36 protein-coding genes are annotated in these 25,405 nt (G+C 30.9%); 1 reads left to right on the top strand and 35 read right to left on the bottom strand.

The genetic code is table 11. The features are described 5' to 3' along the window. Position 1 precedes the first annotated feature (1 nt). The 23 genes from CLCHR_RS07415 to CLCHR_RS07515 are packed head-to-tail and all read right to left on the bottom strand — an operon-like array spanning position 2 to position 17,591. Positions 2 to 565 (bottom strand): phage tail protein I, encoded by a 564-nt coding sequence (locus CLCHR_RS07415; protein ID WP_169896775.1) that lies wholly within the window; start codon positions 563 to 565, stop codon positions 2 to 4. After that, positions 558 to 1,700, bottom strand: a complete 1,143-nt coding sequence (locus tag CLCHR_RS07420; protein WP_079439065.1) for a baseplate assembly protein — start codon at positions 1,698 to 1,700, stop codon at positions 558 to 560. The genes CLCHR_RS07415 and CLCHR_RS07420 overlap by 8 nt, the downstream gene beginning before the upstream one ends. Further along, positions 1,700 to 1,978 carry a GPW/gp25 family protein gene (locus tag CLCHR_RS07425; RefSeq protein ID WP_079439066.1) on the bottom strand — a complete coding sequence of 93 codons (279 nt, stop codon included), beginning with the start codon at positions 1,976 to 1,978 and terminating at the stop codon, positions 1,700 to 1,702. Before CLCHR_RS07425 ends, CLCHR_RS07420 begins: the two co-directional genes overlap by 1 nt. Continuing rightward, the gene (locus CLCHR_RS07430) at positions 1,975 to 2,379 is read right to left on the bottom strand and encodes a phage tail protein (RefSeq protein WP_079439067.1); all 405 of its coding nucleotides are present in this window, start codon (positions 2,377 to 2,379) and stop codon (positions 1,975 to 1,977) included. Before CLCHR_RS07430 ends, CLCHR_RS07425 begins: the two co-directional genes overlap by 4 nt. Positions 2,380 to 2,390: 11 nt before the next feature. Continuing rightward, positions 2,391 to 2,804 carry a phage baseplate assembly protein V gene (locus tag CLCHR_RS07435; protein ID WP_079439068.1) on the bottom strand — a complete coding sequence of 138 codons (414 nt, stop codon included), beginning with the start codon at positions 2,802 to 2,804 and terminating at the stop codon, positions 2,391 to 2,393. Continuing rightward, positions 2,804 to 3,820, bottom strand: a complete 1,017-nt coding sequence (locus tag CLCHR_RS07440) for a phage late control D family protein (protein WP_079439069.1) — start codon at positions 3,818 to 3,820, stop codon at positions 2,804 to 2,806. The genes CLCHR_RS07435 and CLCHR_RS07440 overlap by 1 nt, the downstream gene beginning before the upstream one ends. Positions 3,821 to 3,827: 7 nt before the next feature. Next, positions 3,828 to 4,031 (bottom strand): tail protein X, encoded by a 204-nt coding sequence (locus CLCHR_RS07445; RefSeq protein WP_079439070.1) that lies wholly within the window; start codon positions 4,029 to 4,031, stop codon positions 3,828 to 3,830. 14 nt (positions 4,032 to 4,045) lie between these two features. Beyond that, positions 4,046 to 6,607, bottom strand: a complete 2,562-nt coding sequence (locus tag CLCHR_RS07450) for a phage tail protein (protein ID WP_079439071.1) — start codon at positions 6,605 to 6,607, stop codon at positions 4,046 to 4,048. Then, the gene (locus tag CLCHR_RS25430) at positions 6,597 to 6,728 is read right to left on the bottom strand and encodes a hypothetical protein (RefSeq protein ID WP_278336991.1); all 132 of its coding nucleotides are present in this window, start codon (positions 6,726 to 6,728) and stop codon (positions 6,597 to 6,599) included. The genes CLCHR_RS07450 and CLCHR_RS25430 overlap by 11 nt, the downstream gene beginning before the upstream one ends. Positions 6,729 to 6,751: 23 nt before the next feature. Next, positions 6,752 to 7,114 (bottom strand): phage tail assembly protein, encoded by a 363-nt coding sequence (locus CLCHR_RS07455; RefSeq protein WP_079439072.1) that lies wholly within the window; start codon positions 7,112 to 7,114, stop codon positions 6,752 to 6,754. Positions 7,115 to 7,134: 20 nt separating this feature from the next. After that, positions 7,135 to 7,656, bottom strand: coding sequence for a phage major tail tube protein (locus tag CLCHR_RS07460; protein WP_079439073.1), 522 nt, complete (start codon positions 7,654 to 7,656; stop codon positions 7,135 to 7,137). Further along, a complete protein-coding gene (locus CLCHR_RS07465) occupies positions 7,656 to 9,125 on the bottom strand; it encodes a phage tail sheath family protein (RefSeq protein ID WP_079439074.1) in 1,470 nt (489 codons plus the stop codon). The genes CLCHR_RS07460 and CLCHR_RS07465 overlap by 1 nt, the downstream gene beginning before the upstream one ends. 17 nt (positions 9,126 to 9,142) lie before the next feature. After that, a complete protein-coding gene (locus CLCHR_RS07470) occupies positions 9,143 to 9,616 on the bottom strand; it encodes a hypothetical protein (RefSeq protein WP_079439075.1) in 474 nt (157 codons plus the stop codon). Continuing rightward, positions 9,616 to 10,170, bottom strand: coding sequence for a phage tail protein (locus CLCHR_RS07475; protein ID WP_079439076.1), 555 nt, complete (start codon positions 10,168 to 10,170; stop codon positions 9,616 to 9,618). The genes CLCHR_RS07470 and CLCHR_RS07475 overlap by 1 nt, the downstream gene beginning before the upstream one ends. Then, entirely contained in the window at positions 10,167 to 10,481 is a 315-nt protein-coding gene (locus CLCHR_RS07480) for a hypothetical protein (RefSeq protein ID WP_079439077.1), read from the bottom strand. The genes CLCHR_RS07475 and CLCHR_RS07480 overlap by 4 nt, the downstream gene beginning before the upstream one ends. Positions 10,482 to 10,496: 15 nt before the next feature. Next, the gene (locus CLCHR_RS24730) at positions 10,497 to 10,658 is read right to left on the bottom strand and encodes a hypothetical protein (RefSeq protein ID WP_169896776.1); all 162 of its coding nucleotides are present in this window, start codon (positions 10,656 to 10,658) and stop codon (positions 10,497 to 10,499) included. Between the two features lie 11 nt (positions 10,659 to 10,669). Continuing rightward, complete coding sequence (locus CLCHR_RS07485; RefSeq protein ID WP_079439078.1) at positions 10,670 to 11,722, bottom strand: major capsid protein; 1,053 nt, start codon at positions 11,720 to 11,722, stop codon at positions 10,670 to 10,672. A gap of 18 nt (positions 11,723 to 11,740) precedes the next feature. Then, the gene (locus tag CLCHR_RS07490; protein ID WP_079439079.1) at positions 11,741 to 12,085 is read right to left on the bottom strand and encodes a hypothetical protein; all 345 of its coding nucleotides are present in this window, start codon (positions 12,083 to 12,085) and stop codon (positions 11,741 to 11,743) included. Between the two features lie 14 nt (positions 12,086 to 12,099). After that, positions 12,100 to 13,320, bottom strand: a complete 1,221-nt coding sequence (locus tag CLCHR_RS07495; protein WP_207652308.1) for a head maturation protease, ClpP-related — start codon at positions 13,318 to 13,320, stop codon at positions 12,100 to 12,102. Further along, positions 13,313 to 14,953 carry a phage portal protein gene (locus CLCHR_RS07500; RefSeq protein WP_079439080.1) on the bottom strand — a complete coding sequence of 547 codons (1,641 nt, stop codon included), beginning with the start codon at positions 14,951 to 14,953 and terminating at the stop codon, positions 13,313 to 13,315. Before CLCHR_RS07500 ends, CLCHR_RS07495 begins: the two co-directional genes overlap by 8 nt. A gap of 15 nt (positions 14,954 to 14,968) precedes the next feature. Further along, positions 14,969 to 15,205, bottom strand: a complete 237-nt coding sequence (locus CLCHR_RS07505; RefSeq protein ID WP_079439081.1) for a DUF6148 family protein — start codon at positions 15,203 to 15,205, stop codon at positions 14,969 to 14,971. Positions 15,206 to 15,220: 15 nt separating this feature from the next. After that, entirely contained in the window at positions 15,221 to 17,026 is a 1,806-nt protein-coding gene (locus tag CLCHR_RS07510) for a phage terminase large subunit family protein (RefSeq protein ID WP_079439082.1), read from the bottom strand. Further along, on the bottom strand, positions 16,995 to 17,591 hold the full coding sequence (locus tag CLCHR_RS07515; RefSeq protein ID WP_079439083.1) for a hypothetical protein: 597 nt from the start codon (positions 17,589 to 17,591) through the stop codon (positions 16,995 to 16,997). The genes CLCHR_RS07510 and CLCHR_RS07515 overlap by 32 nt, the downstream gene beginning before the upstream one ends. Positions 17,592 to 18,183: 592 nt before the next feature. Here CLCHR_RS07515 and CLCHR_RS07520 point away from each other — a divergent pair. Continuing rightward, positions 18,184 to 18,360, top strand: a complete 177-nt coding sequence (locus CLCHR_RS07520; protein ID WP_079439084.1) for a helix-turn-helix transcriptional regulator — start codon at positions 18,184 to 18,186, stop codon at positions 18,358 to 18,360. Positions 18,361 to 18,413: 53 nt separating this feature from the next. Here CLCHR_RS07520 and CLCHR_RS07525 read toward each other — a convergent pair whose 3' ends face one another. From CLCHR_RS07525 to CLCHR_RS07575, 12 genes are all read right to left on the bottom strand, one after another. Beyond that, positions 18,414 to 18,791, bottom strand: coding sequence for a hypothetical protein (locus tag CLCHR_RS07525; RefSeq protein ID WP_079439085.1), 378 nt, complete (start codon positions 18,789 to 18,791; stop codon positions 18,414 to 18,416). Between the two features lie 135 nt (positions 18,792 to 18,926). Next, a complete protein-coding gene (locus tag CLCHR_RS07530) occupies positions 18,927 to 20,144 on the bottom strand; it encodes a hypothetical protein (RefSeq protein ID WP_079439086.1) in 1,218 nt (405 codons plus the stop codon). A 256-nt stretch (positions 20,145 to 20,400) separates the two neighbouring features. Next, on the bottom strand, positions 20,401 to 20,973 hold the full coding sequence (locus tag CLCHR_RS07535; protein WP_079439087.1) for a tyrosine-type recombinase/integrase: 573 nt from the start codon (positions 20,971 to 20,973) through the stop codon (positions 20,401 to 20,403). Further along, positions 20,970 to 21,197, bottom strand: coding sequence for a hypothetical protein (locus CLCHR_RS07540; protein WP_079439088.1), 228 nt, complete (start codon positions 21,195 to 21,197; stop codon positions 20,970 to 20,972). Before CLCHR_RS07540 ends, CLCHR_RS07535 begins: the two co-directional genes overlap by 4 nt. A 36-nt stretch (positions 21,198 to 21,233) precedes the next feature. Continuing rightward, positions 21,234 to 21,632 carry a helix-turn-helix domain containing protein gene (locus CLCHR_RS07545; RefSeq protein WP_079439089.1) on the bottom strand — a complete coding sequence of 133 codons (399 nt, stop codon included), beginning with the start codon at positions 21,630 to 21,632 and terminating at the stop codon, positions 21,234 to 21,236. A gap of 169 nt (positions 21,633 to 21,801) precedes the next feature. Then, positions 21,802 to 22,131 (bottom strand): sigma-70 RNA polymerase sigma factor region 4 domain-containing protein, encoded by a 330-nt coding sequence (locus CLCHR_RS07550; protein ID WP_079439090.1) that lies wholly within the window; start codon positions 22,129 to 22,131, stop codon positions 21,802 to 21,804. Between the two features lie 286 nt (positions 22,132 to 22,417). Next, positions 22,418 to 23,629, bottom strand: coding sequence for a GmrSD restriction endonuclease domain-containing protein (locus CLCHR_RS07555; protein ID WP_139376217.1), 1,212 nt, complete (start codon positions 23,627 to 23,629; stop codon positions 22,418 to 22,420). A gap of 281 nt (positions 23,630 to 23,910) precedes the next feature. Beyond that, a complete protein-coding gene (locus tag CLCHR_RS07560; protein ID WP_079439092.1) occupies positions 23,911 to 24,183 on the bottom strand; it encodes a hypothetical protein in 273 nt (90 codons plus the stop codon). Between the two features lie 30 nt (positions 24,184 to 24,213). Continuing rightward, entirely contained in the window at positions 24,214 to 24,720 is a 507-nt protein-coding gene (locus tag CLCHR_RS07565) for a hypothetical protein (RefSeq protein WP_079439093.1), read from the bottom strand. Further along, positions 24,707 to 24,868, bottom strand: a complete 162-nt coding sequence (locus CLCHR_RS24735) for a hypothetical protein (RefSeq protein ID WP_169896777.1) — start codon at positions 24,866 to 24,868, stop codon at positions 24,707 to 24,709. The genes CLCHR_RS07565 and CLCHR_RS24735 overlap by 14 nt, the downstream gene beginning before the upstream one ends. Before the next feature lie 12 nt (positions 24,869 to 24,880). Further along, the gene (locus tag CLCHR_RS07570) at positions 24,881 to 25,129 is read right to left on the bottom strand and encodes a hypothetical protein (RefSeq protein WP_079439094.1); all 249 of its coding nucleotides are present in this window, start codon (positions 25,127 to 25,129) and stop codon (positions 24,881 to 24,883) included. Continuing rightward, positions 25,129 to 25,377, bottom strand: coding sequence for a hypothetical protein (locus CLCHR_RS07575; RefSeq protein WP_079439095.1), 249 nt, complete (start codon positions 25,375 to 25,377; stop codon positions 25,129 to 25,131). The genes CLCHR_RS07570 and CLCHR_RS07575 overlap by 1 nt, the downstream gene beginning before the upstream one ends. Positions 25,378 to 25,405 lie beyond the last annotated feature (28 nt).

Raw genomic sequence — 25,405 nt, forward strand, 5'->3', positions numbered from 1 at the left:
TTTATGTCACCTCCGAAATTGTTATAAAATCACCAGTATGAACTATTGCTGCTAGATATAAATTCATTTCATCACCAATCTCAATAACTACTTTATCAAGCCATGAACGCTCATTTTTTACCGAATTCAAAGCTCTTATAAACTGTTCAGCTCTATCTATTGTTACTGATTCATTAGTCGTTATAACTTGAAAAGTATAAGGTTCTCCACCATAATTAAACCATTCATTTACCTGTCCAGAATCAAAAACAGTAGAAATTAATTCTTCTACTGCTTGTGGAGTACCTTTTTGTTTATGCCATTTATTTGAATTTCTTACTAATTGCCTTTTAACATCTAAATCAAGAGTATTATCATAAAAATCTACATGCATTTGCCATGCTAAAAGATCTACAACATCGCTTGGAAGTAAATCTAAATTAGGTAGCAATATACAATTCCTTACTTCATTAACTATAAGTAAAAATTCATTATCAACTGCTTTTGATGCAGCAATCATATCTGGATCACTTTGTAAATTTGGTGGCAGTAGGTTTAATACTGATGCTTCATATATATTAATCATCCTCAAGTCCTCCATACGTTACTATTACATTCCTTGAAAACGCTACTTGTGTATCTGTTAGCTTTGTATACATAGGACTTGTTATAACTGTTCTCTTAGCTCCAGCGCTCTTTATTCTTGACTGTAATTCATCAACATTTATATCTCTCCCTATTTTGCTTCTTTGCCATAAGTTGTAATCTTGTACTGCCTGACTCACATTTTTTTGTATTGTTGATGCTGCAGCTGCATTATAAGATAAAATATAATAAGTAAGATTAATATCATAATTTATTACCTCAGGTAAGTTGACAGAAACATTATCTGTTAATGGCCTTCTACTTTTATCACTTAAATAAGCTTGCGCTCCTTTTAAAAATGTTGATGTAGGAAGTTCTCCATCCTTTAACAGCAATCGTATATCAACAGTACCTGGACTTGGAGAATATACCTTTACGTCACCAATTGATTGACTATATTGCTTAGCTAAATATTCATATGCTCCACTTGGTCCTGCAACACTAAATCCTTCAGGTGATTCCCTTATTCGCTCTCTATAACTTTCATCATCCTCTTTATCAGTTCCACCTTGACTTACATCAGTATTAACTACACTTTCAATCCAAGGTAAAGGATCAGATAATACATTTAGTTGGCCTGCTATAAAATCATTCCCAATAGTTCCACCTATTGTACACTGGAGTATTGCTTCTACACTTGTATCTCCAATATCAATATTTATATCTTCGATTGTTTGAAAATAAATTTCGCTTGAACCATTGGAAGTAACTCTAGTTCCCTTTGGTATAGTTTTTATAGTAGCTTGTGGAGCACTCAAGTTAAACTTTACTGGTACTGTTGCATAACTTATACCTGTTCTTTCAGTATCCGAAAATGCTCCTACATTATCCAAGTAGTCACCCGAAGAATATTTAAGTAAATTCTGTTTTGCAGAAAAATCAATTAATTGTCTTAATTGAAATTCTCTTAGTGCCTGACTATATAAAAATATTCTTATCTTATCTCCTGGATAAAGGGTAATCTTTTCTCCAGTTTGCTCAAAGTAAGCATTTTCGTAACCTGTTATCATTTCATTAAGTATAGCGGTTATATCTTTTTGAGCAAAATTAACATCTGGTAAACTTGCTAAATTCATTATTCTACCCTCACTTTCGGGATTAAATTATTATCATCATCTGTAATAAAAGTTACTTCCTTAACTTTTACTCTTGGTTCATACTGTTGAACTTTTCTTGCAAATTCAACTGTGAGTTTTCCTTGAGCTAAGTTTATTGATTCATCTAAAATACCGATATCAATACCAAAATTTCTATCAAATGGTACTGTTCCTTGAGGTGTAGAAAATATATTTTTTAGCGTTTCTGCTATTTCTGCTGTAGTTCCTATGATTGATACATTATTAATATTAATCATGTGCTCACCTCTGTTATATATTCTTCTAAAGTAACATCTATTTTTCCACTGTATAACTCACCACGATTGAAAAAAGTATCCCATGCTTCACTAACTTGGGATACTTTCCATTTATCTTGACCTAATACTTTATTGCCTAGAACTAATACATCAACAACTCCATTGTTTACTTTACTTATCCACTTTTCCATTTCTTCTCTTGGCTTAATACCAAAACTACCATTTAACGTTATTGAAAAAGTTACAGAATCTAAATCAGGCCCTATAAATTCACTTTTAGGCTTTTTCCCTATAACATTATGCTTTTCCCACCTACCAGCTGATTGATATTTAAAATCTGTAAAAGTTAGAATTCTTTTGTCTGAAGTTTCAAAAACTACGTCTCCAAAGTATCCTATCATTTTCTATCACCTCAATTTCCATTAATAGCTCCGGTAACATGCAAATTACCTTGTACATTAACATCACCGATAATATTAATAGCTCCTGCAGAGCCTATATTTAATTCTTTAGTTGTTTTGTTATATTGAATCCAGGTACCATCATCAAATTTTTTATAGAATAAATCTTTATTTTTTACTGGTGGTGGATTTACTAGTGAATAAAAACTTCCTAAACAAAAACCTGCTTCAACTCCATTCGGAAGAAACAGGCATAATACTTGATCTTTTATTTTAGGTAAGTTATATTCTGAACTAAGTAACGGTAGTTCGTCGCTAACCATATTGTCTTTGTCTTCAAATATAACTCTTACTGTTCCGTTTATCTCATTTACAGAACTAACAGTACCAATTCTAATTAAATTTCTTAAAATTCCATCATTCATTAATACCCCTCCAATACACGATGCATTTCTAAATCAATATTATAATTAGGGATATTATGCAATGCTTTATCCACAAAATACTTTCCGGTAAATTTTCCAAAACCATTTAATTGGATGCATACTGCTCCAAGATATCTTAAATCACCAAATACATTTAATGAAGCTGTACATTCTTTTTTATTTAATCCTCTAAGAGTTTTTTGAGCTAATCTTTTTGCTTCATCCAAAGATCCAACAACTTTATTAACCTCATATACTTTATCATTATCTTCTAAATCCTTAATTGTATATAGATATTCAATTGTTGTACCTTTTTTAGAATTCTTATATTTAACTTTACAGCCTGAATAACTACTATTAGTCAAAGTTGTTTTAAATTTATAAGTATTAATCAATCCACTATTTGCATCTAACGTTATTATTGCATCCTGATTTTCATACTTTGATTCATCAAATATTACTATCTTGCTATCTGTAACTTTGAAACCAAAACCTTCTTTCTTACATAAATCAGATAGAAAATTCATATCAGCTGTTTCAGATTGATCCTTTCTTTCATAATAAGGATTTGAAGGAGCATCAAAAAATATCTCAAGCCCTGAGTCATCAGCAATATTTTGTGCAATTGATTTTAAATTAATCTTTTCCCATGCCTTGCTTTTTTTAGTTGACGTAAAATTTGTATTACTTGGAATAGAAATAGCCTTTATTGTCATTCTTCTTGGTGGTCCTGAATACTCAGGTTCATCTACAACAAAAGAACCACAATAAAGACTTCCTATATCACCATCTTTATTCCAATTGGTAGTATTAATTGTTGCCTTAATTGTATCTCCCTTTTCAGGAAACCAATCATTTAACCATTTTGAACTTTCATCTTTTAATTCAATTTCAATGTCATCTGCATTTTCTGATGCATTATCAGTATACTTAAAGCTCAACAAATCAGATTCAATATACTTAGTTATATCTACTCCTGCATATTCAACCGATACTGATACTCTTCTTCCATCCATTTAGTTATCACCTCTTCCAAGGTGGCATCGATGAAGTATCTACTGTTTCAGTTATTTCAGGAATATTTATTACTGTACCTGCTGAAAATATTACAGTTTCAACATAATTTATATTAGATTCAACAAGCTCTTTTGCATACTTTTCTTTACCATATATTTTAAATGCTATCATATCCCAAGTATCACCTAATACAGTTGTATAAGTCTTCATAGCTCCACCTCCTCCTAACTATTAAATGATAATCTTTGTCTTTTCCTATTATAGTTATCCATCATTCTATCAAAATCAGCTTGACTCATAGATATTGCCTTGTAAACATCATCTTGTGATGCATTCCCATTAATAATAACTTGTGGAGCATAACTTAAGCTTACTGTTTGTTGTGGTTGAGAATTACTAATTATACTCTTAAGTTTGCTCACCGGTGATACAATTTCATCCTCATTACCTTCACCTATATTAGCTAAAATCCCTCCAGGTCTATGTTTTATATATCCACCATTAGCTAATTGAGGTATGGTTCCGACTGTTTCTATGCTTACACCTGGTACCTTATTAGCCATACCTATTACAGTATTAACTCCACCAATAAACCCATTGATCATTCCGATTCCAGTATTAATTATTGATTTAATTACATTCCAAATATCCATAAAGATACTTGAAATAGTACCTTTTATACTTGTAAATATCGAAACTATACCGTTATAAGCACTTTGAAAACCACTAACAATTGTATTCCATATGGATATTACAATACTTGAAACACTGTTATATGCGCTGTTCCAAATGCTTACTATTGTATTCCATATAGATTTTAAAACTGCAGAAACTGAATTATAAATTGTAGTCCAAATACTTACTATTGCATTCCAGACTGAATTTAAAATAATAGAAACTGCTGCAGAAATTGAATTCCATGTTGTGACTATAACTTTCCATACTCTCGAAACTACACTTGATATTGTAGAATAAATTTTATTCCATACTACCGATAAATAATTTCCAATACTATTTGATGTGCTTTTTACACTTGATGAAATACTATTCCAGATACTTGAAAAAGCTTTGTATATGGTGTATCCAGTTACTATTATTATTGCTAATACTCCTTTAAAAATAGCAGATACTATTTTAAATAAAGGATTATTAACTATAGCATTTACTATGCTATTCCATGCGTTTAAAACTGCGTTTTTTATTGATTGCCATGCATTTGAAACTGATTTCTTAATAGAATCCCATATAGGACTTAAAAAACCTTTAATTTGCTCCCAATGTTGGCCAATTAATAATGGTAATCCTAACATTGGAGCTACTGCTGTAAGTATTAACGGCCCCCATTCAGCTAAGAATCCTTTAAGCCATTCCCAAAAGCTAACAAATGTAGATTTAATTTTAACCCAAACAGTACTAAAGAAATTACTTATTGTATCCCAATTCTGGTATAAGGCTATTCCAGCCACTATTAATGCAGCAATAGCAATTGTTATAACTCCAATTGGATTAGCTGCCATTGCAGCGTTTAATTCAAGTTGTGCTATAGATGCTAATGTCATACCTTCTCGCATTGCTCCCATTACTCCAGTTGTAACCCACCAAGCTTTATTTAAAACTTCAATTATAAGCGCTCCCTTTTGCTGAATAGTTACTGCTGCTAATGCTAATCCATATGATGTAATACCTATTGCCACACCTTCAAGAACAAGCTTAACATTACTAAAGTTATTAATTACAAAGCTAACCACTTCATTAAATCCATTTAATGCGTTGCTTAATCCAGATTGTATTACATCAAATATTGAACCAGGATTAAAAGAACTCCAAATCTTATCTAATCCACTAATTTGAGTAAATCTCATTATGCTGCTCAATAAATTATCTACATTAGGCTTTAGGGAGCTTATTATACTTATTCCTTTATCAAAAGCTCCACCTAATGCAGTACCAATTTTATCAATTGATCCTCCATTAAACATTAGTAGTAAATTATTTAAATAAGGTAGTACTTTACCAGCAACTGTAGCAGCCATTTGAGATAAATTGGTTTGTGCTATTCTTACCTGGTTGGCAAAAGATTCACTTGTTTTATTAAAATCTCCCTGCACATCTTTAGTTGTACTCATTAAGTAATTGTATCTCAATTGTACTTGCTCCGCTTGGCTCATACTTTGAAATGATTTTGTAATACCCTGACTTAAAGCAAATGCTTGTAAATTTGCAACACTCATATTTATACCAAGACTTTTTAATGGTTCAGTTTCACCACTAATTCCTGATTTAATCTTTTCAAAAGATTCTTCTATAGGTAAATTAAAAAACGATGCAAAATCTCCAGATAGCCCACTTAAATTCTCTGACATGTTAACAAGACTATCCCCTGTTATTCCACTACTTTTCATAAGTGCTCCAATTGTTCCATTGAACTGTTTTGCCTGTAGTTCAGAAAGTCCAAATGAATTAAGTGCTGTTTTACTCCATGCATCAATTTGAGTTGAACTATCTCTAAATGTTGTATCCACTACATTTTGAACTTCATTAAGCGAACTTGCTAATTCAACAGATTTTTTAGCTACTTCAGCTATTCCTATAGCAGCTGTAGCTCCTGCAACCACTTTAAATATTTTGCTTGCTCCCTCACTCAATCCTAAAAAGCTTTTACTTGCGGAAACTCCTTGATTTTCCAATCTCTTAATATCATTTGCTGCAGCATTAAAAGTAGCTCCAAAAGTTGAAGCCATTTTTGCACCAAGTAAAAAGGCTATTTCATATGTTTTACTTGCCATTTTTATTCGCCTCCTGAACTTCTTGTGCAATTTCACATAATTCAGTTATGCTTAATTTCAAGAAAAATTCTATTGATGAAAATGTATTTAAACCAAGACGGACAGCTGCTTTTCTTAGCATCTGCCCGTCTCCTGGTTTAATTCCTAATTGTACAAAAAATTTACTACTGCAGTTTTAACCTTTACCCCTTCTCTTCCTGGTAAGTTAGTAAAAAATTCTAAAGGTTTTTTAGCTGCTTTGCTAGCTACTATTAAAGCATATGCCATAGACATTTCAGTTGAAGGAGCAATATTACCAGTAGCATAAAATAACTTATCCGTTTCAACAAGATCCTTGGTTGATATATTCTCAATGTCTGAAAGATCTATCCCCTCATATGTCTGCCCTTCGAATGTATAAGGCTTTTTAAACTTTATCTTATAAACTGAATCAACATCAATTGAAGCAATATTTGTATTTTCCTTGCCTTCTTCTAAATTTGTATTTTGATTTTCTTGATCTAACATTCAAATTCCCTCCATTATTCTTATATTTGATTTCTAATAGCTGCTAAAACATCAACTCCATTAACTTTGAATACGAAGTTAAGTTTATCAAGCTCTATAAGTTCTTTTCCATTCTCTTCTACCTTTAAATAGATTACTTCAAATGTATTTTTAGTTCCTGTTTGTTTTCCTACTGTTAATTTTCCTAAATCTACACCTTTACTTAATATTTTTGTTGTAACTTTTAATGGTCTGAATTTACTTGCACCACTTGCTACATCATAACTTTGTTGTGATGCTCTAAAAACTAGCGTTTTAGCTCCAGGTATTAATAGTTCTGCTGATTGTTCAGTTACAGTATTGAAAGTTACATCAATTTCTATTTTCCCGAAATGGCCTGGTACTGTTGATTCATATTCGCCGGCGATTCCAGCGCCTGAAACTGTTGAAGTCATTTGCTCTAATTTAGGTAATGTTACATCAGTATTTAACCCAATTAACTTATCATTATCTAAATAAGCATTATAGTTTACTATTTTTTCTGGTATTGCATTAATACTCATTAATTATCACCTCCGAATAATGAAGTACTCACAAGACTAGGATCAAATTCAAGCACATTTATAATATTTTCTGCTGGTGTAAAAGCTCCAATCGACTGTTTGAATATAATCTTTCCATTTAAGATATTTTCAGTTGGATTATCAGCTTGGTTAAAGCTTATTTTTGCTCCTGCAATTTGACCAACAGCTTGAAAACCATTAGCTTTTAAATTTTCATCATCAACTATTGATTCTATAAGCCTGTAATTTGTAGGATCATCGACTTTATCAAAGAATTCAACAATAAAGTTGTTTCCCCACCAATCAAAAACTCTTCTAACTGCAATCCATCTGTCTTTTGGATCTGTACTATCTGGATAAATACTTGTGTTATTCCCCCAAGTTCTCCATCCTGACATATTTAAAGCAGTTATAATTCCTGCACCATTAAGCGCATTTGCTTGAGTTATATCTAAAAATACCTCTGAATCATCATCAAGAACTGTTGCACTAATAGGAATTTTCTTATTTGATGGTGATTTATATGGAACATCTTTATTTTGGGTATCTAAATAAACAATTGATGCTGCGAAAATAGCACTATACCAATAAATTTTTTCGCCAATTTTAACTTTAGGCCAAAGAGCTAATTCTCTTTTATTTTTATAGTTATTTGTAGATTTCCAAGTAATTGCCTTAGAATAAGTATTAACAGCTGAACTTGAACAATCAATATCAGATATAACCTGGCTGTTAAATGATCCATTAATAAGTGTATTTTTGTTTACTAATGCGGCCTCGACATCCTTTTTATGGCTCCATCCTGGTGCTATAAGCAATCCTGGCACTAAATTATACATAGGAAAGACTCTAGTAATACACTCTATTCCCTTATAAATATTGGTTGTATCATCATATTTACCAATAATATCACTTGTAACTACTTTTGAAGGATCTATTTTATTATAAGATACCTTTAATTGAGTCGCTGTTCCTGGTATTGCTCCCCCATCTAATATTGTAATTAATGGATATCCATCACTTCCAAATGCAACAGTGTAATCAGTATTTTTTGCATATGTTACTGCTCCTGCACTATCTTTCACAATAAAGTTAGTATCTAACAAAACTCCTGATGATGTAATTTGTGCAGTTTTATTTTTTATTGTTACTGTATCTGTCGATGAACCTTTATGAGTGTTTGGATCAAGTACATTTATAAGTACTAGTGGTCCAACTTCAAATACTTTAAAAAATGCATCAACGGCTTGACATAAAGTGTAGTTATCCCAATCATCACAATATCCAATTGCTGCAACAGCTTCTGAATAACTTTTAACTACAATAGGCTTGTTTACAGCAGCGTTAGGATTACTAATTAAATTTATTGGAGCAGTACCTATTGCAACCGTTATAGTTGATATAGATTGTGTTGGAATTGCTACTGAAGTAGCCTGTTCCTGAATCGAAATTCCATGTTGATATGTCATTTAATTTACCTCCTAATTTAAATCAATGAATCATCAAATTGAATATTAGGTATATTCCAGTTTGTTTCTATACCACCAAAATAATGTGGGAATGTATCCTCTTCATGGATAGCCCATTTTAATGGTAATTCTAATTCAAATTGATTATTATTAAAGTATTTTTTTGTTTTTAACCTATATTTTATTTTTTCAATTATATTCATTAGGTCCTTATACCCTTGATTATCATCAGAATCGTCATATATACCAATGATAAAATATAATTTGCATGAGTCTTTTTCTTCACCTTCATCATTTTTGTTTTCACCATCCATTACTCTAATAACTAAGTATGGAAAATATTCTGAATCCTTTTGACCTTGTATTGAAGGCAAATTTTGAGAGTACATATTTAATTTACCGCTTTCATTTTTAGAGTTTTTAAGTCTAAATTCTTTTAATTGCTCTTTAAGATCTGCAACTAATGCATCTTGTAGGATACTAGGAGTCATTAGCTATTACCTCCCATTATTCTTTTAATCTCATGGTCAAGTCTCTGATCAAATACCTTTGAAGCTTCATTTTCGATAAACTCTTTTATTGAACTGGTACCTAACATTTGAGGTACCGCAGGACCAAATAACTGTTGTATTGGCAATCTTGCTTTCGAAGTTCTCTTAAACACCTTATTTCCATTTATATCAGCAACAAACCCTCCTATAAGCTCCTTTAATCCACCTCTTTTTACTTCAACTCTTAAAACCTTGGGTGGCTTTTTAGGTCTCGGATTACTTGGATTAACTTTGAACTTTATAAGTGGTATTCTTTCTCCAGTTGACCTTAAAACTGCTCTTAAGCTTGACTTATTTGCCTTAGTTATATTAATAGTTGAGTTTATATCCTTGGCTTTTATGTTGTATTGTTCTCTTGCTTTCCTTGAAGCATTTGTTTTTGCTTTTGCTGCTGCTCTGTTTAATGCTCTTGATAATGCAATGGGAGCTTTGGCTTTATATTCACCAAGCTCCCTTTCAACTTCCTCAAATTTAATTGAATCAATGGTTATCATGCTTTATTCTCACTCAATACAATGGTGTAAACTCCCATATCCTCTTGAAAATCAGTGACAAACTTAGGTTCTTTATCAAATCTCATTCTTTGATTAATAACAGGTTCATAACCTAGAACATCTTTTTGAATATAAAAAAGGAGTTCACCTAAATAAGTGCCCTCTGCATACTTTTCTTTTCTTTCTTTTAACTTGTCACTATCAATAGTTATGGTTAAGTCTTTACCATCTATATCATGTTTAGATGAATATTCATCTTCATTAAAAATTGCTGCATTATCACGTTCCAATATCTCCTTGAAGCTAGACATTATTGCTTTGTATCCTTACTTAATAGTTTCTATTTTTTCAGCTGCAGCATCTATAAATTCAGCAAAACCAAGTCCAACTAATCTTTTTTCTTCATCTTCATTCATCTTAAGTTTTGCACCAACACTTTTTATATCACCATCAACATTAACCATTCCTTCTATTACTTTAATTGCCATAATGATACCTCCTATAAAACAGTTGCAACATACCAAGAATCAACTTCTTGTGGTGCTGGTAATGGTCTACTATGCATTGCAAGATATCTTGCTGCTGGATCTTTCTTAATCCATGTATCTGCGGCTCTTTCACCTAAGATAGATCTAAATCCACCTGTATTTTCGTCTGTAAGCGTAATTTCACCATAATATATTGCTGACTTTGCATTACTAGAACCAAGTAGGCATATACCATTTGGGACTATTGGAAGTTCAGTAGGTGAATCTGGATTAGTCCAATCATCAATATACCATTCATTATAAATATAAATTGGCATATTATATTTTAAAATCATTCCACCATAAATAACATTTTCACTCAATTGTTGTGGTTTAATTACTGCTAAATCAACATTTCCAGAAAACTGATTCATATAATTAAGCGCTATAAGTCTTTGCATAAATGCATTATGAGTATCTGATGACATTAAGCATACGTTTGGCGTATGATACCCATTTTTTTGACAAGTTAAAACCCATCTATCAATATCTTTAAGTGGATCTGATGTTGGAGAACTCCATAATGTAGCACCAGTAAGAGCTTCTTTATTTGAGAATCCAAAATCTATTGTATAATTCACACCCTCACCTATAACTGGAATTTTACCAGTAAGCATTGATTGAGCTGCCATCCATTCCTCTCTTCTTATAATGCTATCATTAAATTCAGCTAATTTATCTGTTAATAATGCAATTGCTCTTTCTTCTCTGGTTATTCCACCATATATATTCTCTCCAGGTGCTCTTACTGAAAGATCTTCAATTGTTGTAACATCTTTCGGCTTTAAAAGTGGTGTTTCAAATGTATTTGTTTTATATCCTATTTTTTCAACTGTTTTAGCAGCAGATTTTGGATTCACAAAAGGAGCTACTCTTCTTTTTCCTTTGTAGAAATCTATATCAATTTTTGTTCCTGGTACTGGAGTATGTTTTCTAAAAAATGTATCTCTAAAAAATCCTCCTGTTGCAGGTAATAATTTTATAACTCCATCCAATACTCTTGGATCATATATGTTTATTGGCATTTTCCATTCCCCCTATTATTAATTTCTTTGAGACTTTATTAAATATATTGATTTTTCTGCTAAAACATCAAGGTTATCATCTGATGTTGAGCTTCCACCAAAACGCATTGCATTTGAATCAAATTGACCTGTTTTATATCCAATGCTTGAAACTGTATTATTTTCATCTGTAGTTATATCTTCTGATGCAACAACTACAACATCAGCACTTGTAATAACTGCTGATGGTCTTTGAAATTTACCTGAAACCTTTTTAAGGATATCTCCTCTTTGAATTGTTTGTGATACATCTATAGTTATTTGTTGAGTAACTATATCAACATCACCAGCTAATAAATTGTCATACTTTAAAACTTCTGCCATAATTATTTACCTCCTTATTTCCCTAATGTCTTTTTAGCTATATTTTGAACAAAATTTAAAGTACCAGTTACTTCATCTGTTCCATCATTATCAGATGAAGTTCCTGCTACTTCATTTGCATTTTGAGCATCTGCTTCAATTTGATTCATAAAGCCTGAATTAATCATTTTACCTTCCTGCATAGCTCTAAAAAGAACATCTTGAGCTGTAGCTCCATCCTTATACTTTTCTTCGTTTAAGAAAGCAGGATCAACTTTACCATTAAGCATATCAAATGCTTTTAATCTTTCTCTTTCAGCTTTAATTCCTTCAATATTACCTTCGTTATATATTTGATTGTGTATTTCAGGTAATTGATTCTTTAATTCAGATTCGTTTTTAATAGACATATCTTTTCCCTCCTTATTATTTAAAATCATTTTACTGTAATTACGCATTGTAGTTTGGTCACATTTCCCATCATTACAATTACCACATTCTGAACACTTACAATCATCAGATTCCTGTGAGCATCCATCACATTGGCATGTGTTTTCATTTTTTATTATGCTATTTACATTAAATGCAAGAAAATGCTTTAAAGATTCATTTACACTATTTTTTATAGCATTTCTATTGAATGTAAAGTTCATTATAGGTTCACTATCTTCTTTATTGCTAGATTGGTATAATACACCATCTGCAAACTTTGCCTTTACTGCTTGATTTGCACTCATCCAGGTCTCATCATCCATCATAGATGATATTTCTGATTCATTTAGACCAGTTTTAGCTACATAGGCATTAATAATGGTATTTTTTACAGTATCAAGAACATCTGCTGTTTTTCTCATTACCCTCATATCACCTTGAGCACTTGTTAATGGATTATGTATCATCATAATACCTACTGGTGACATTAATATTTCATCTGCAGCCATAGCAATAACTGATGCAGCTGACATCGCTATAGTTATTTTAGCAGTTACCTTTCCATCATGCTCTTTTAAAGCATTATATATTCCAGCTCCTGCAAAAACATCTCCCCCAAAAGAATCAATCCAAACTGTTATATCTTTGCCTTTGTATTGAGATAGTGCATTTCTAAAACTATTAGGTGATGCTACTGGTATTCCAAACCATTCATATATCCAGCTATCATCATCACTCATGATTTCGCCACAAATTCTTAATTCAACGCTTTCAGGTTGAGTTTCTGTAGCTTCATTCTGTATAAAATTCCAAAACTTATTCAATATTCTCACCTCCTTTCGGTGTATTTTGATTTAATGAACTAGAACTATCTTCTAAAAGTCCAGATTCCCTCATAAGTCTCTGTTCTCTTTTAGCTTGTTGAATATTTTTATCAAAATTTCCTCCATTAATCTCCATTGTTTCTTGCTCTCTAGTAGAAACTCCATTTTGAATTCTTTTTTCAGCTGCACTTATTTCTTTAAGCGGATCTAATTGGCCTGGCGCTGGTCCATTCCATTCCGCTCCACACCATGCCTTTTTAACTATAGGATCATCAAAAAATCCTGGTGCCCTAATTCTTCCCATTGCTACAGCTTGAGTCAACCATTCTTCATAAACTGGCTGGCAGAAACTATTTGACATCCACTCTCTACGCATTCTAAACATCTTCCATGCTTCAAGTAAAGCAGCTCTAGCTGCTGAATAACTAGATTGAAATGATTTTTGAAGTAGTTCTTGAGGTATTTCAAGTGCTGCTCCAACATATCTGCACAAAGCATTAACAAATCCATCAAAAGCTGTGTTTGGTCTACCTGGATTGGCAATTTCAACATCTTCATCAGGTTGCAGTACATTTATGGCTCCTGGTGCAAGTTCATAATTAACTTCTCTATCATTTCCTGGTACTTGTTGATCTTCAGGTATCATTGATCCAAAAGGAATTTCTGAACTTGGGCCTTTGCTCTTAATGAACACAGTAAACATTCCAGTTACTACCGCGGCCATTAATTCAGCTTCAGTATATCTAGTTAATTGTTTTAATGGTTCAATTACTGGAGCTAAAAATGGAACTCCTCTTCTTTGTTCTGGTCTTTCAGATTCCATTAAGTGAAGTATATTCCTTCTCCCAGTTAGCTTTCCAAATGCTTCTACTCTAGTCCACGCTAACGGTACTGTATTATTCATAATATAAAAGCTCTGTGGGTATCTATTGCAAATATAATAAGCTACAACTGCACCATTAGAATCAATTTCAACTCCTGAAACAATTCTATTTCCATTATCAGCTGTAGCTTCTATTGCAAATATTCCATTACTAAATATATTATTTAATGTATTGGGTGTACTAACCCTATCAGCTTCAATTAAAGCTATTCTGAGTCCATAAGGCATATATGGCAGCGGCTTGTCTTGTTTCAATACTGCAAATGTATCTCCACTTTGTAGCCATGTTAATTGAGCTAATTGCTGAATTTCATAAAAATTATTTAACTTACATGAATCACAATGAACTGATTCTGCCCAAAGTGCAAATTCTCTTTCAACATTTTGCTCCCATTCATCTGCTTCATCCTCACTTATTCCCAAAAAATTAAAATCTATTCTTGATTTTAATTTCAATCCACTACCTACAACATTTGTTCTAGTCGTTTGAATAGCGGACCTACCTAATGGAGAATTATATAAATCTCTACATCTATTTCTAAGTACCCAAAGATTTAAATCAATATCTTCTTCTGGACTACTACTTAAAGCATTCCATCCTTTAAGAGCTTTCTTTTGTGTACTGGCCCCACTTTCTGAGTATCCCGTATTCATGAACCGTTCAACTACTTTAGAATGTGCTCTAGCTAATTCTCGTTTAAGTCCAGCTTGAGGATTAACAAAATTTATAACTTTGTCTAATGCATTCAAATTACATCATCCTTTCTACAAATCTCTTGGAATCACTCCAATAACTCTATTTCTTCCTTTTCCTTGGCTTTTACTTTCTTCTGTAGCAATTTCTCTCTCTAAATACTGAATCATTTGAGAAATTTCATTTAAATCAGCACGTTTAAAATCTCTTGATCCAATTTTATATTCTTGAGCACCATTTAATATTGAATCCTCAGCTTTTAAATAGTTTTCAAGTCTAGTTTTCAATGTTTCTAATCTGTTTGCCATATAATCACCTTTCTATTAGTAGTCTATACCTTTTTTAATCACTCCATAACGTTTTTGAACTGGTTTTTGATTATATATATTACTGTTTTGCTTTGAATTTTGAAGCGATTCAAATAAAGGATTTAATATTTCTAGTGCTGCAGTAGCATAATTTCGAATATCTAAAGGCTCATTTCTAGTTCCTGATTTCTTTAACCATTCAACTTTTGGCTTTCCTTTATAGTATTTTATAGTTCTTTTTTCACTTGTTAAGCCTTTGAAATAAGCTTCATCATATCCTCTATCACCTTCCATAGGAAAATGACAATATCCTTCACCTTCAAATTCTAATTTTAACCTTGATAATAATGTTTCTTTTCCCTGGTCAACTCCAAGATTAAATAAAGCAGCCTTTTCTCTATTAGTCCTCGATGCTCTACCTACAAACGGTATACCATCACCACCTTGTCCTTTAACTGCAAATATTCTTCTATGCTCTCTTGCTTTGCAAAATTTATAAACTTCACTAGTATAGTGACCACCACTATCTACGCAAGTACAAGAAACAACTATTCCCTGACCATTTCCATGTATCCAAGTTCTGCTTAAATAACTATCAAGCTGATTCCATATTGCTGATTGTGACGGATCTCCATAGAAAGCTTTATACTCTATTCCCCAGCTCTCTTTTCCGAATCCCCAACCAACAATTTCTACTTCAAGTCTATCATCTTGAGTATCAACACCTGCAGTTAAGACAAGAACTTTATCAGGTACTTGGCAATTATATCTTTCTCTTCTCTTCATTAATGTTTCTTCATCAGCTTTTTCGCCTTGCTCTTCCCAACTCTCACCAAGTGATGTATTTATCCAAACTTTTAATGTTTCAGTATTTTTCTTTGCTTCTCTAAAGTCTTCAATAACATCTGTCCATCTTTTCCAAGGTGATGCTAATTCATTTAAATGGAACCCTCTTTTGTTTCTATGTTTTCTCCTCGCTCTCCATTCACCTTTACCTGATTTCCATTCTGCTTCTGTACCTCTTTCCCTGCAGAATAAACACTCCATGGTTGCATCTTCAAATCTTATCTGGCCCCAAGTTAATGGTTGATGCCTGCCACAATAAGGACATGGTAAACACCATTGTTCCATGGTGCTATCTTCATATTCTGTTTCAATTCTCGATGCTCCTTTGATAGTTGGAGTTGAAACATATACCTTTTTTCTATTCCAAAAAGTTGTAGTTCTTTTAGCTGCTAGATTAACTGGATCCCCTTCTGTACCTGCAGATAATGGATATCTATCAACTTCATCTGCAAGAACTACTCTTATTGGTCTACTTGCAAGGGATGATGGAGAATTTGCTCCTGCCATCGTTATGTGACCACCAGGGAATGTTTTATGAAGTAGTGTATTCCCACTATTTCTTGCTTTAGCATCACCAATTTTATCTTTTAAAACTGGTGTATCTCTGAGCATTGGAGCTAACCTATCTTTTGAGAATGCTTCGGCCATTTCTAAAGTAGGCTGTAATAATAATATTGGCGATGGATCATAATCCATAAAGTACCCTATTATATTTAAAATCAATTCTGTCTTTCCAACTTGAGCTGAAGACATAACAACAACTGTTTCAACTTCTGGATCATTTGTTGCATCCATTATTTCTCTTTGGTATGGTGCTCTATCAGTTCTCCATTGACCTGGCTCTGCCGATGCTTCTTTTGATAATTTTCTATAACTATCGGCCCATTGACTTGCTGTAAGTTTAGGTGGTGGAGCTAGAACTTTTGCAATATTTTTAAATAAATTAAGTGTTCTGCTCTGTATCTTTCTTCTCACCTACCTCACCGCCTTCTAATTCATCTTCTTCTAACTCGATATATTTTTCGTTATAGAATAAAGCAGGATCATAACATGACAATTCAGTTACTACCTCAAAGAATTCCCTTTGAAGTAACTCTTGAATTTCTGAAATATCATTTCTAGCAATAAGAATTGGTGAGACTTTAGTTGGTAATGCAATAATCTTAGCTCTAAAATTAGCAAGCATATCATTCATTACACGCTCAACATCATTTGAAAAATGCATTTGACCTTTCATTGCTGCAAGTTCAAGTTCTAATTTCTCTCTTTGCCTTCTAGTAAGCAGCGCTCTTTCTTCATCTGGATCTAATCTATCATCATCAACTATTTTTTCTTTTAAATCTTGGTTAGCTTTCAAATAAACTATATAGCTTTTTATATTTTCTTGAAGGTTGTATCTACCTCTGCTTGTTTTATGAATTATGCCTTCATCAGCTAACATTCTAATTCTTCTTGTTGTTAATCCAAACATATCTGCTAAAACTGTACTTGAAACAACAACACTATTTACATCTTCAATTTTTTTATTTTTATCATCCAATTCATATTCACCCCCTTTTAGGAAACGGAAACTCTATTTCAAAAAAATTTATATCTAAAAAAACCTCGGGCATCGCAAGACCCGCATATCATTAAGGTTTCTGGAAGAACCTATGTGCATAATAAAAGACACCTACTATTATTTAATAAATAGTAAGTGTCTTCTTTAATCTATTTAATTAAAAACATTGTAAAACTATGAATTAATCTCCTTTCACTCGTTGACTTACACGTTATAACGTGGTATAATATATATATAGTAAAGGAAAGGAGATGATAGCAATTGATATAATAATAAAGGTACTTACAATCATCTGGTTGATATTACAAATAGCCTGCAAGCTTGTAGATATTATCGAAGATGATGATAAGCACCAATAGAACTTGGGGAACTCAGTTCCCCTTGCAAAATAATTATATCATATTGCAAATGCCTATGAAACATTTAAATAATAATCTAATTACCATTATCCTTGTGTTGGTTGTTTTAAAACTTATTGATTTTAACCATGTTTCTGTACTTGATATTATTATACTTACATTGCTAATTATTAACACTATCTTATCTTTTATATCAAGAAAGGAGTAAGCTAATGAAGCTAAAAGTAATTAGAAATTCTAAATCTTTAACTTTAAAAGCGTTATCTGAACTTAGCGGTGTTCCTCAACGTACTATCGAAGATATTGAACGTAAAGATGAATGTAAAGTATCTACTGCAATTAAATTAGCTGATGCTCTCAATGTAACCCTTGATGAATTGTGTAGATAACAATTACTAATTAACTTAAAGTATATTAAGATGTTATTTCTTAATATACTTTATTAATCTTTTAATAGGCTTTTAACGTTCATTTTAACCAACATTCTATCAATGCTTTTCATTTCTTTAATAGCACTTACCAATTCATGCTCTACATGGTATTGTTGCTTATCAAGTATATCTGAAATATCATTTGTTATGAATTTTCTTTCTCCTTTGTATGAACTTGTCCTTATCCTATATCCTCTATCATTTATATAAGCTGTAACCTTAACCAAATCACCAAGCTCTAGATACTTTTTAAATACAACAGTTTCTAATGAATCATTAGGTGCTATTGTACATTTATCAAGTACATTGACAAACCTGTCTATCTTTTGGCTAAATCTTGAAGCAATGTTTCTATACCTTGCCTTCTTCTTTAATAACTCTCTGCTCATCAAATCGCGCTCCATTCTATTAAAGCATAAAGCTCTTACAGCTTTAAGAAAACTAAACCACCCAAAATTAATATTATTAATAATGCTATAATGCCTATGTAATATTTAGTATTAAATCTATGTATATAAAGCTTTCTATTTTTTTATTGATTGCAAGCAATCAATAAGTTTTTCAAAAATAGCATTCTCACTATTTGTAAGTTTTAAGGTTTCTAATATTTCAGTTGTTTCTTCTTTTGATAATCTATTATTGATTTTTTCAAAAGAACTTTTTTCAAGTAAAATATTAAGTAATCTTTCGTTATCCTTTTCTTTATATTTTTCAACTAGCCTAAATATTATATTATTATCTTCTCTTATCCTTTTAATTCTCTCATAATAACGAAATTCTTCCATCATTACTCTATGTTGTCTAAAAAAATAAAATGCAATAAATTCTAGAAAAAAAAGTGTGCCGAATCTAGGAAGTAAATTGATTAATGTTATGGTTATATTAAACTTTTCTTCATTCACTAAAATCGCTTGTCCATAAAATGATTGATAAAAAATCACTAACCCAGTAAATGCAACAAAAAAACCAACAATTAGATATACACCCGAACTCCTACGAATTTGTTTAGAAACATTTCTAGTATCCTCCATAATATCACTTAAAAAATATTGAGTCTCTCTTTCGTATTGCATATCATATAAATCTCTTAGTGCTTCTGGATCTAGTTTGGATTCTGTATCTGTTTTATTATCAGCTTTAACTTCTGTTTTTCCCTTAGCCTCTGTATCTGACTCATTATCATCCTTAACTTCTATTTCTCCCTTAGTCTCTGTACCTGCTTCACTATCAGCTTTAGCTTCTATTTCTTCCGTAGCTTCTGTATCTGTTTTATTATCAGCTTTAACTTCTATTTCTCCATTAGCTTCTGTATCTGTTTTATTATCTACTTTAACTTCTATTTCTCCATTAGCTTCTGTATCTGTTTTATTATCTGCTTTAACTTCTATTTCTCCATTAACTTCTGTGTCTGTTTTATTATCTGCTTTAACTTCTCTATCTGCCTTTTCTTCAGACTCAGAATCTTTTTTTGTAGAATGAGAACTATATTTTTTAAACGAACTTCGCACTAACTCAAGTGGCATACTTTCAAAGATAAGACTAAATACATAAGGAAATAAACCTATAGAAATCGTTATTAGAAATTTATCGTATCTATCAAAAAATAATGATACATAATCCCGTGTCTCTAAGATATAGATTAATTGCGGTAAAAATGAAACAAATGTAATAACGGCCCAGCAAAATATTTCTATACCGTATAAGTTAGTTTGTTTTGTTTTCTTAAGAATTATATTGGTCATTCGTGTGGTTCCTCCTCGATATTTAATTGTTTATTATTACTAAATACACGTAATTATACCATAAAAAATAATTTCTTTCTTTAAAAACCCCTTATTCACTAATCATCCTATTTCTATCTATATGTTACCTTTTATATATTTTGTAACATCATTCTTAAAATTTCTCTTCTTATATATGCATTAAAAATTTCATCATCAGTGTTACATTCGCTTTTTTATGTTACATCCATGTTCAAATAAAAAAACGCTTCCGTTTTTAGCGCTTTCTAACAAAGTTTAATTTCTCTATCATTAAATCCTTTTTGTCTTGATCCATACCAATGTATCCAAGTGTTATTACTGGACTTGAGTGATTATATAATTTCATTAATCCAGCTATATCATTTGTTTTTTTATAATAATGATATCCAAGTGTTTTTCTTAAAGTATGACACCCCATATCATCTACCCCAAATAATTCCCCAACTTCACTTAATATTCTATAAGCTTGTTGCCTACTTAATGGATTATTTGTACCTTTAGGACTTTTAATTATATATTCATATTCCTTTTTATTTTTAAGGTAATCCTTTAATATCGGTTTTATATCACTATTAATTTTAAGCTTTTTATCTTTACCAGTTTTCTTTTCGGTGAGTTCAATATGACTTTTAATATTCCCCTTAGAATCTCTTATATCTCTTGTTCTAAGTTTTAGTATATCTGATATTCTTAATCCAGTGTTTACTCCAAAAAGAAACATAACGTAATCTCTTACATTTTTTTCTTTTAAGTAATCCTGGATATCATATACTATCTGAATATCTCTTATTGGTTCAACAGAATTCATTCCTGTCTCACCTGCCTTATTGCTCCTCGAACCTTTTTATATGATGAATGTTCCATACACTTGCGTAAATCACTTGTTTCATTTTCATTAACTACTCTTTGGCTGCCACAATGAGAACATGAAATATACTTTCCTTTTTTAATAGTGTCCTCAACTTCATCATTAATCAAAATATTTGTTTTCCCACATTTACCACAAATACGAGTTCTATATATTTCTTTCACATCCTCACCTTCTTTCTAAGCTAAAAAGATGAATTGTTAAAAAAACAACTCACCTTTTCTATAACCACTTTTAACTATTTTTCTATTTACTTGTTTTTCGTTATTCTCGTTTCTAAATATTCTTGGAGTATCAAATGTAGTCACTGGAGCTACATTTCTATCGATAATTAAATCTCCATCATTATTAGTTTTATAAATAGATCTATTCTTTCTTACAAATGTTGAATCACTCATATATTGCTTTGATTCATGTCTTGTAATTCTATCAATTTCCTTATTTCTAATTTTGATTGCAATATGTGAAATTTTAAACTGTTTAAAATTACGCTCTATACACTTTCTGACAGTCTCAGGTTTACATTTTAAAATATTAGATATTTGTGACGAACCATAGCCTTCTAGATATAATTCCTTTACCTTTTCTTTATCCAACATAGACACTACCTCCTAAAAATGACTATAGTTATTCCATACCAAAAACGTGACATTTCTTTTTATTGATTTTATGTTATCATAAAGTTTAAGACATTTGTCAGACATTTTCGGGACATTTTAAAGACGTTTTTAGGACATTTTATAAAAAATAAAGAGCGCTTATTGCACTCTATAAAATTATTTTTTTTGCCGCATTATTTAAAATTCTATTTATTTGCCTTTCTGTTCTATCAATTTCTCCTGCAACCTTTTTCTTGTCTTTTCCATCTATTAAAACTAATTTTACAACCTTATATTCTTTTTCAGGAAGTAAAGTTAATATATTATCAATTCTCTTATTTTCATTTTCTAATTCAATTATTTCTAGTCTCAACGATTCTATCCTCGAATCATTTTGTTTAATTCCGCTTAATATTAAACTTTCAATCTCTATTTTCTTATTGGCTATCTTACATTTTCTTTCTCTATATAACTCAAATTTATTTTTAATTTCTCCCATCCTTACCACCTATCCCTTATTTTATGATATAATTTAGATAGGTTGATTAGAGAACTAACGTTCCAAAGCCTACTTCTCTAATCTTATGTAAGGTGTTCGTGATGAACACCTTTTTATTTTTACTTTCTACATGAAATATTAGTATTACGCATTAAAAAAATCGCAAATTCAATTTATTTGAATAATGCGACTTTACAATTTATTATTTATTTTTGTTGATACAATAATATTAATAAAAGTTTGGTCAATACCTAACTAAAATAAATTATATATATCAAATGTTACACTAATTAGTAACCAACTTAGCATAATTGATTAATAAATTACTATACTTTTCACGACGTAATTTATTAGAGTTATTAATAAAATCAACTTCATTTATCCACTTTATTACAAATTTCCTTTGCTTGTCATTCATTTTTGAAATATCATTTTCTATAAATAATCCAATTAGATACGTAATAATATCTATTCTTTCTAGTTTTTTAATGCCAACTGTGCTATCAAGGAAGTTTAAAACATTATCTAATGCTTCTAATGTAACTTGGATCATCTTTTTAATATCTGACACCTCACATTTACCAATTGATTTTGGTTTTACATCTGATGGTATTGGACTAGAATTATTCGTTCTATTTTTTACTGTCACTTTATTAAAAGCGGGATTTAAAGCCGCTAATGGAATTGAAATTTCAGCAGATTTACGAGGAAAAAGGTCTCCAAATCCATAATTATATAATTTTTCTCCAAATGGAATTGCATATTCAGTATAAAAATCTACACCTTTTACTAATAAATCAGTCAAATATACCATTGATTCAGTAACTTGAGTACCAGCCAAATTTAATACTTCAAACCAACCCATTTGCTCAGCTTTTGACATATTTTTAGCAAAATTCACAACATAATAGTACTTTTCATGTTTTTTACGAATTGATGATAATACATCTTTTACATCATCCTTTTTCAATGAGTTTTTACTATTTACATATTCATAAAAAACTGACTGGTCTTTGTTATACAAAATGCCTACAGGAATCTGATAATTTGTAGGTTTAGTTTGAACATTCATATCAAACGTTATAAATTTGCATTTTCTTAAATCCAAAACTATATTTTGAAAATGACGGTGGTTAATATATGCTTTATAATTTGTAGATAAACGTTGTTGGCCATCTGCTACAGATAATTTTCCTACTAAATCATTTTTATTTACTATTTCTCGATTTAAAAAAGTAATTTGTTCAATAACTTGTTCGGGATCATCAATTAGATTTATAGATATAGGAGCAACTGGTGCTTTCCCACTTAGTTGGTAGTTAAAAAGCGCTGTAGCTTTTTCTTTTGTCCATCGAAGATAAGTTTGGAAAACTGGAAGAACAATTTTACCCTTTTCAATATCACTACAAAGTTCACGAATAGTTATCTCTTTTCTTTCTTTACTAGGATCAAAATCTGCTTGTTCCATAAGTTCCCGTAATTTAACATTATTTATCATACCAATCAATACCTTTCCTTTTTAGCTTTCTTATTAATATAATATCATAGCATATATTGAAAGGCAATAAAAAATCTAGCTGCTAACTAAAAAAACTAATAATTAATAATATTTTGCACTTTTTATAGTTAGCTTTTAAATTTAGCATATTCATTTTTTCATTGATTGATTAATTATTCGGAACTTATTTGCTATTGTATTTTATAAATATCGCACTATTCAATTTTCAAAGAACACTTTTCTATTTACTACGTCAAATCTACACATCGCGTAGGATTGTCCTACCCAAATACTATAATTCCTTTAGATGTTCTTATACATCCAGTTAACCATCCAAAAGAATCAGTTTCTCCTGGAAATACATTGAATCCGTTAGCTTTTAAATAAGCTATATTATCAAAGTTTGGTCTCCCCTCTTTGGTTATAAGAACTTCATCCGCTAAATTTACAGCTTCTTTAACTAATTCCTTTGGATCTCTATTAGTTAGATATTGTTTTGGTTTAATATAATCAACTTTTTCTATGGCTCTTAGAGCATTTAATAATCTTTCCATATTCAAAACCTCCACTCTACACATTCTGACTTATAATTCTTTATAAAACTTTTCACTAACTGACCTTCCAAGAATAAATTCTAATCCCTTCTTACTTAACCAAAAGTAAATATATTCATCCTTATTAGGGTTGTTAGTACCCTTTTCAGCTAATTCTTTTTCAACTAATTCATTCCAATCCTTATCAGTTTCCTGAGTAAAGAAATAATTTCTATATGGTTTTCTCTTTCTTCCTATTCCTACACAATGTTTCATTAGCTCTAATTGATAGGGCGTTACTTCTCTCAATAAACTTTTACTTTCTTCATTCTCCCTACTATACAATGCACAATATCCATTTTTACATCTATAAAAAGCAACTGGTTCTTCATCGTCCTTTACAGCTTGCCTCATGGCTTTACATCTTGAAGTAGAAAACCACTTATCTGAATAATTACCATAATCACTACTACTTAACATTGGTAAACCAGTAAGTTTACATGATGCAGCAGTATATAGATTGTATTGATTTTTAACTAGTAAATCATTTATATTCATTAATTTCTCTCCTTTCTTTATTGGTATTAGAAATATATCCTATTTCCTCAAACTCCCTATATAAAGCTTCTTTGCTGCTTGTACCTTCCTTTACTCTTTTTTGCGCATTTGGAACAATTATATCTGCTATATCCTTAATAACTCCCATATTTAAAATCTCCTAAAATCCAAATAATTTATTATCGTCAAAACAAAACTTCTCTCTTTTGATTTCATTTTTATTTACTAAAATGCTTGGTGAATTAACTGTATTAGCTATATTAATACTTATATACTCATTTCTGTGTTTATCGTAAGTAGATTGCTTAATTCCTAACTCATTTAGGTAAATTTCTACATCTTCTTCGTATAGAGCTTTAGGATTTGTCTGAAAAAAGTTAAATGTTTTTTCTTTCTTACTTAATCCCATTAACTTGCCTTCCTCCTAATTTCTGTAATATACCACTTATCAAATATTTCTTTTTCTTCTATGCAGTAGTATATCTGCCAATTATCTATTACTGCATTAAAGAATTTTAATCTATCTTTTTTTCCAACTTTCTCAATCTTATAACTTGCTCCAGTATTTTTACTTGTTATGATAATATTTTTATTATCTATAGCATTTTCCCAAGCTTCTAAAAATGTATATTCAAATGATCTATTTATTTCAATCATATATCACCTATTTTTATTAAGGGGATCT

The organism is Clostridium chromiireducens (assembly GCF_002029255.1).
Lineage (GTDB): Bacteria > Bacillota > Clostridia > Clostridiales > Clostridiaceae > Clostridium > Clostridium chromiireducens.

What these genes read in the sequence shown, in the direction of transcription:
- CLCHR_RS07415 (WP_169896775.1), bottom strand. Translation starts at nt 565, where the DNA reads ATGATTAATATATATGAAGCATCAGTATTAAACCTACTGCCACCAAAT.
- CLCHR_RS07420 (WP_079439065.1), bottom strand. Translation starts at nt 1,700, where the DNA reads ATGAATTTAGCAAGTTTACCAGATGTTAATTTTGCTCAAAAAGATATA.
- CLCHR_RS07425 (WP_079439066.1), bottom strand. Translation starts at nt 1,978, where the DNA reads ATGATTAATATTAATAATGTATCAATCATAGGAACTACAGCAGAAATA.
- CLCHR_RS07430 (WP_079439067.1), bottom strand. Translation starts at nt 2,379, where the DNA reads ATGATAGGATACTTTGGAGACGTAGTTTTTGAAACTTCAGACAAAAGA.
- CLCHR_RS07435 (WP_079439068.1), bottom strand. Translation starts at nt 2,804, where the DNA reads ATGAATGATGGAATTTTAAGAAATTTAATTAGAATTGGTACTGTTAGT.
- CLCHR_RS07440 (WP_079439069.1), bottom strand. Translation starts at nt 3,820, where the DNA reads ATGGATGGAAGAAGAGTATCAGTATCGGTTGAATATGCAGGAGTAGAT.
- CLCHR_RS07445 (WP_079439070.1), bottom strand. Translation starts at nt 4,031, where the DNA reads ATGAAGACTTATACAACTGTATTAGGTGATACTTGGGATATGATAGCA.
- CLCHR_RS07450 (WP_079439071.1), bottom strand. Translation starts at nt 6,607, where the DNA reads ATGGCAAGTAAAACATATGAAATAGCCTTTTTACTTGGTGCAAAAATG.
- CLCHR_RS25430 (WP_278336991.1), bottom strand. Translation starts at nt 6,728, where the DNA reads ATGCTAAGAAAAGCAGCTGTCCGTCTTGGTTTAAATACATTTTCATCA.
- CLCHR_RS07455 (WP_079439072.1), bottom strand. Translation starts at nt 7,114, where the DNA reads ATGTTAGATCAAGAAAATCAAAATACAAATTTAGAAGAAGGCAAGGAA.
- CLCHR_RS07460 (WP_079439073.1), bottom strand. Translation starts at nt 7,656, where the DNA reads ATGAGTATTAATGCAATACCAGAAAAAATAGTAAACTATAATGCTTAT.
- CLCHR_RS07465 (WP_079439074.1), bottom strand. Translation starts at nt 9,125, where the DNA reads ATGACATATCAACATGGAATTTCGATTCAGGAACAGGCTACTTCAGTA.
- CLCHR_RS07470 (WP_079439075.1), bottom strand. Translation starts at nt 9,616, where the DNA reads ATGACTCCTAGTATCCTACAAGATGCATTAGTTGCAGATCTTAAAGAG.
- CLCHR_RS07475 (WP_079439076.1), bottom strand. Translation starts at nt 10,170, where the DNA reads ATGATAACCATTGATTCAATTAAATTTGAGGAAGTTGAAAGGGAGCTT.
- CLCHR_RS07480 (WP_079439077.1), bottom strand. Translation starts at nt 10,481, where the DNA reads ATGTCTAGCTTCAAGGAGATATTGGAACGTGATAATGCAGCAATTTTT.
- CLCHR_RS24730 (WP_169896776.1), bottom strand. Translation starts at nt 10,658, where the DNA reads ATGGCAATTAAAGTAATAGAAGGAATGGTTAATGTTGATGGTGATATA.
- CLCHR_RS07485 (WP_079439078.1), bottom strand. Translation starts at nt 11,722, where the DNA reads ATGCCAATAAACATATATGATCCAAGAGTATTGGATGGAGTTATAAAA.
- CLCHR_RS07490 (WP_079439079.1), bottom strand. Translation starts at nt 12,085, where the DNA reads ATGGCAGAAGTTTTAAAGTATGACAATTTATTAGCTGGTGATGTTGAT.
- CLCHR_RS07505 (WP_079439081.1), bottom strand. Translation starts at nt 15,205, where the DNA reads ATGGCAAACAGATTAGAAACATTGAAAACTAGACTTGAAAACTATTTA.
- CLCHR_RS07520 (WP_079439084.1), top strand. Translation starts at nt 18,184, where the DNA reads ATGAAGCTAAAAGTAATTAGAAATTCTAAATCTTTAACTTTAAAAGCG.
- CLCHR_RS07525 (WP_079439085.1), bottom strand. Translation starts at nt 18,791, where the DNA reads ATGAGCAGAGAGTTATTAAAGAAGAAGGCAAGGTATAGAAACATTGCT.
- CLCHR_RS07530 (WP_079439086.1), bottom strand. Translation starts at nt 20,144, where the DNA reads ATGACCAATATAATTCTTAAGAAAACAAAACAAACTAACTTATACGGT.
- CLCHR_RS07535 (WP_079439087.1), bottom strand. Translation starts at nt 20,973, where the DNA reads ATGAATTCTGTTGAACCAATAAGAGATATTCAGATAGTATATGATATC.
- CLCHR_RS07545 (WP_079439089.1), bottom strand. Translation starts at nt 21,632, where the DNA reads ATGTTGGATAAAGAAAAGGTAAAGGAATTATATCTAGAAGGCTATGGT.
- CLCHR_RS07550 (WP_079439090.1), bottom strand. Translation starts at nt 22,131, where the DNA reads ATGGGAGAAATTAAAAATAAATTTGAGTTATATAGAGAAAGAAAATGT.
- CLCHR_RS07555 (WP_139376217.1), bottom strand. Translation starts at nt 23,629, where the DNA reads ATGATAAATAATGTTAAATTACGGGAACTTATGGAACAAGCAGATTTT.
- CLCHR_RS07560 (WP_079439092.1), bottom strand. Translation starts at nt 24,183, where the DNA reads ATGGAAAGATTATTAAATGCTCTAAGAGCCATAGAAAAAGTTGATTAT.
- CLCHR_RS07565 (WP_079439093.1), bottom strand. Translation starts at nt 24,720, where the DNA reads ATGAATATAAATGATTTACTAGTTAAAAATCAATACAATCTATATACT.
- CLCHR_RS24735 (WP_169896777.1), bottom strand. Translation starts at nt 24,868, where the DNA reads ATGGGAGTTATTAAGGATATAGCAGATATAATTGTTCCAAATGCGCAA.
- CLCHR_RS07570 (WP_079439094.1), bottom strand. Translation starts at nt 25,129, where the DNA reads ATGGGATTAAGTAAGAAAGAAAAAACATTTAACTTTTTTCAGACAAAT.
- CLCHR_RS07575 (WP_079439095.1), bottom strand. Translation starts at nt 25,377, where the DNA reads ATGATTGAAATAAATAGATCATTTGAATATACATTTTTAGAAGCTTGG.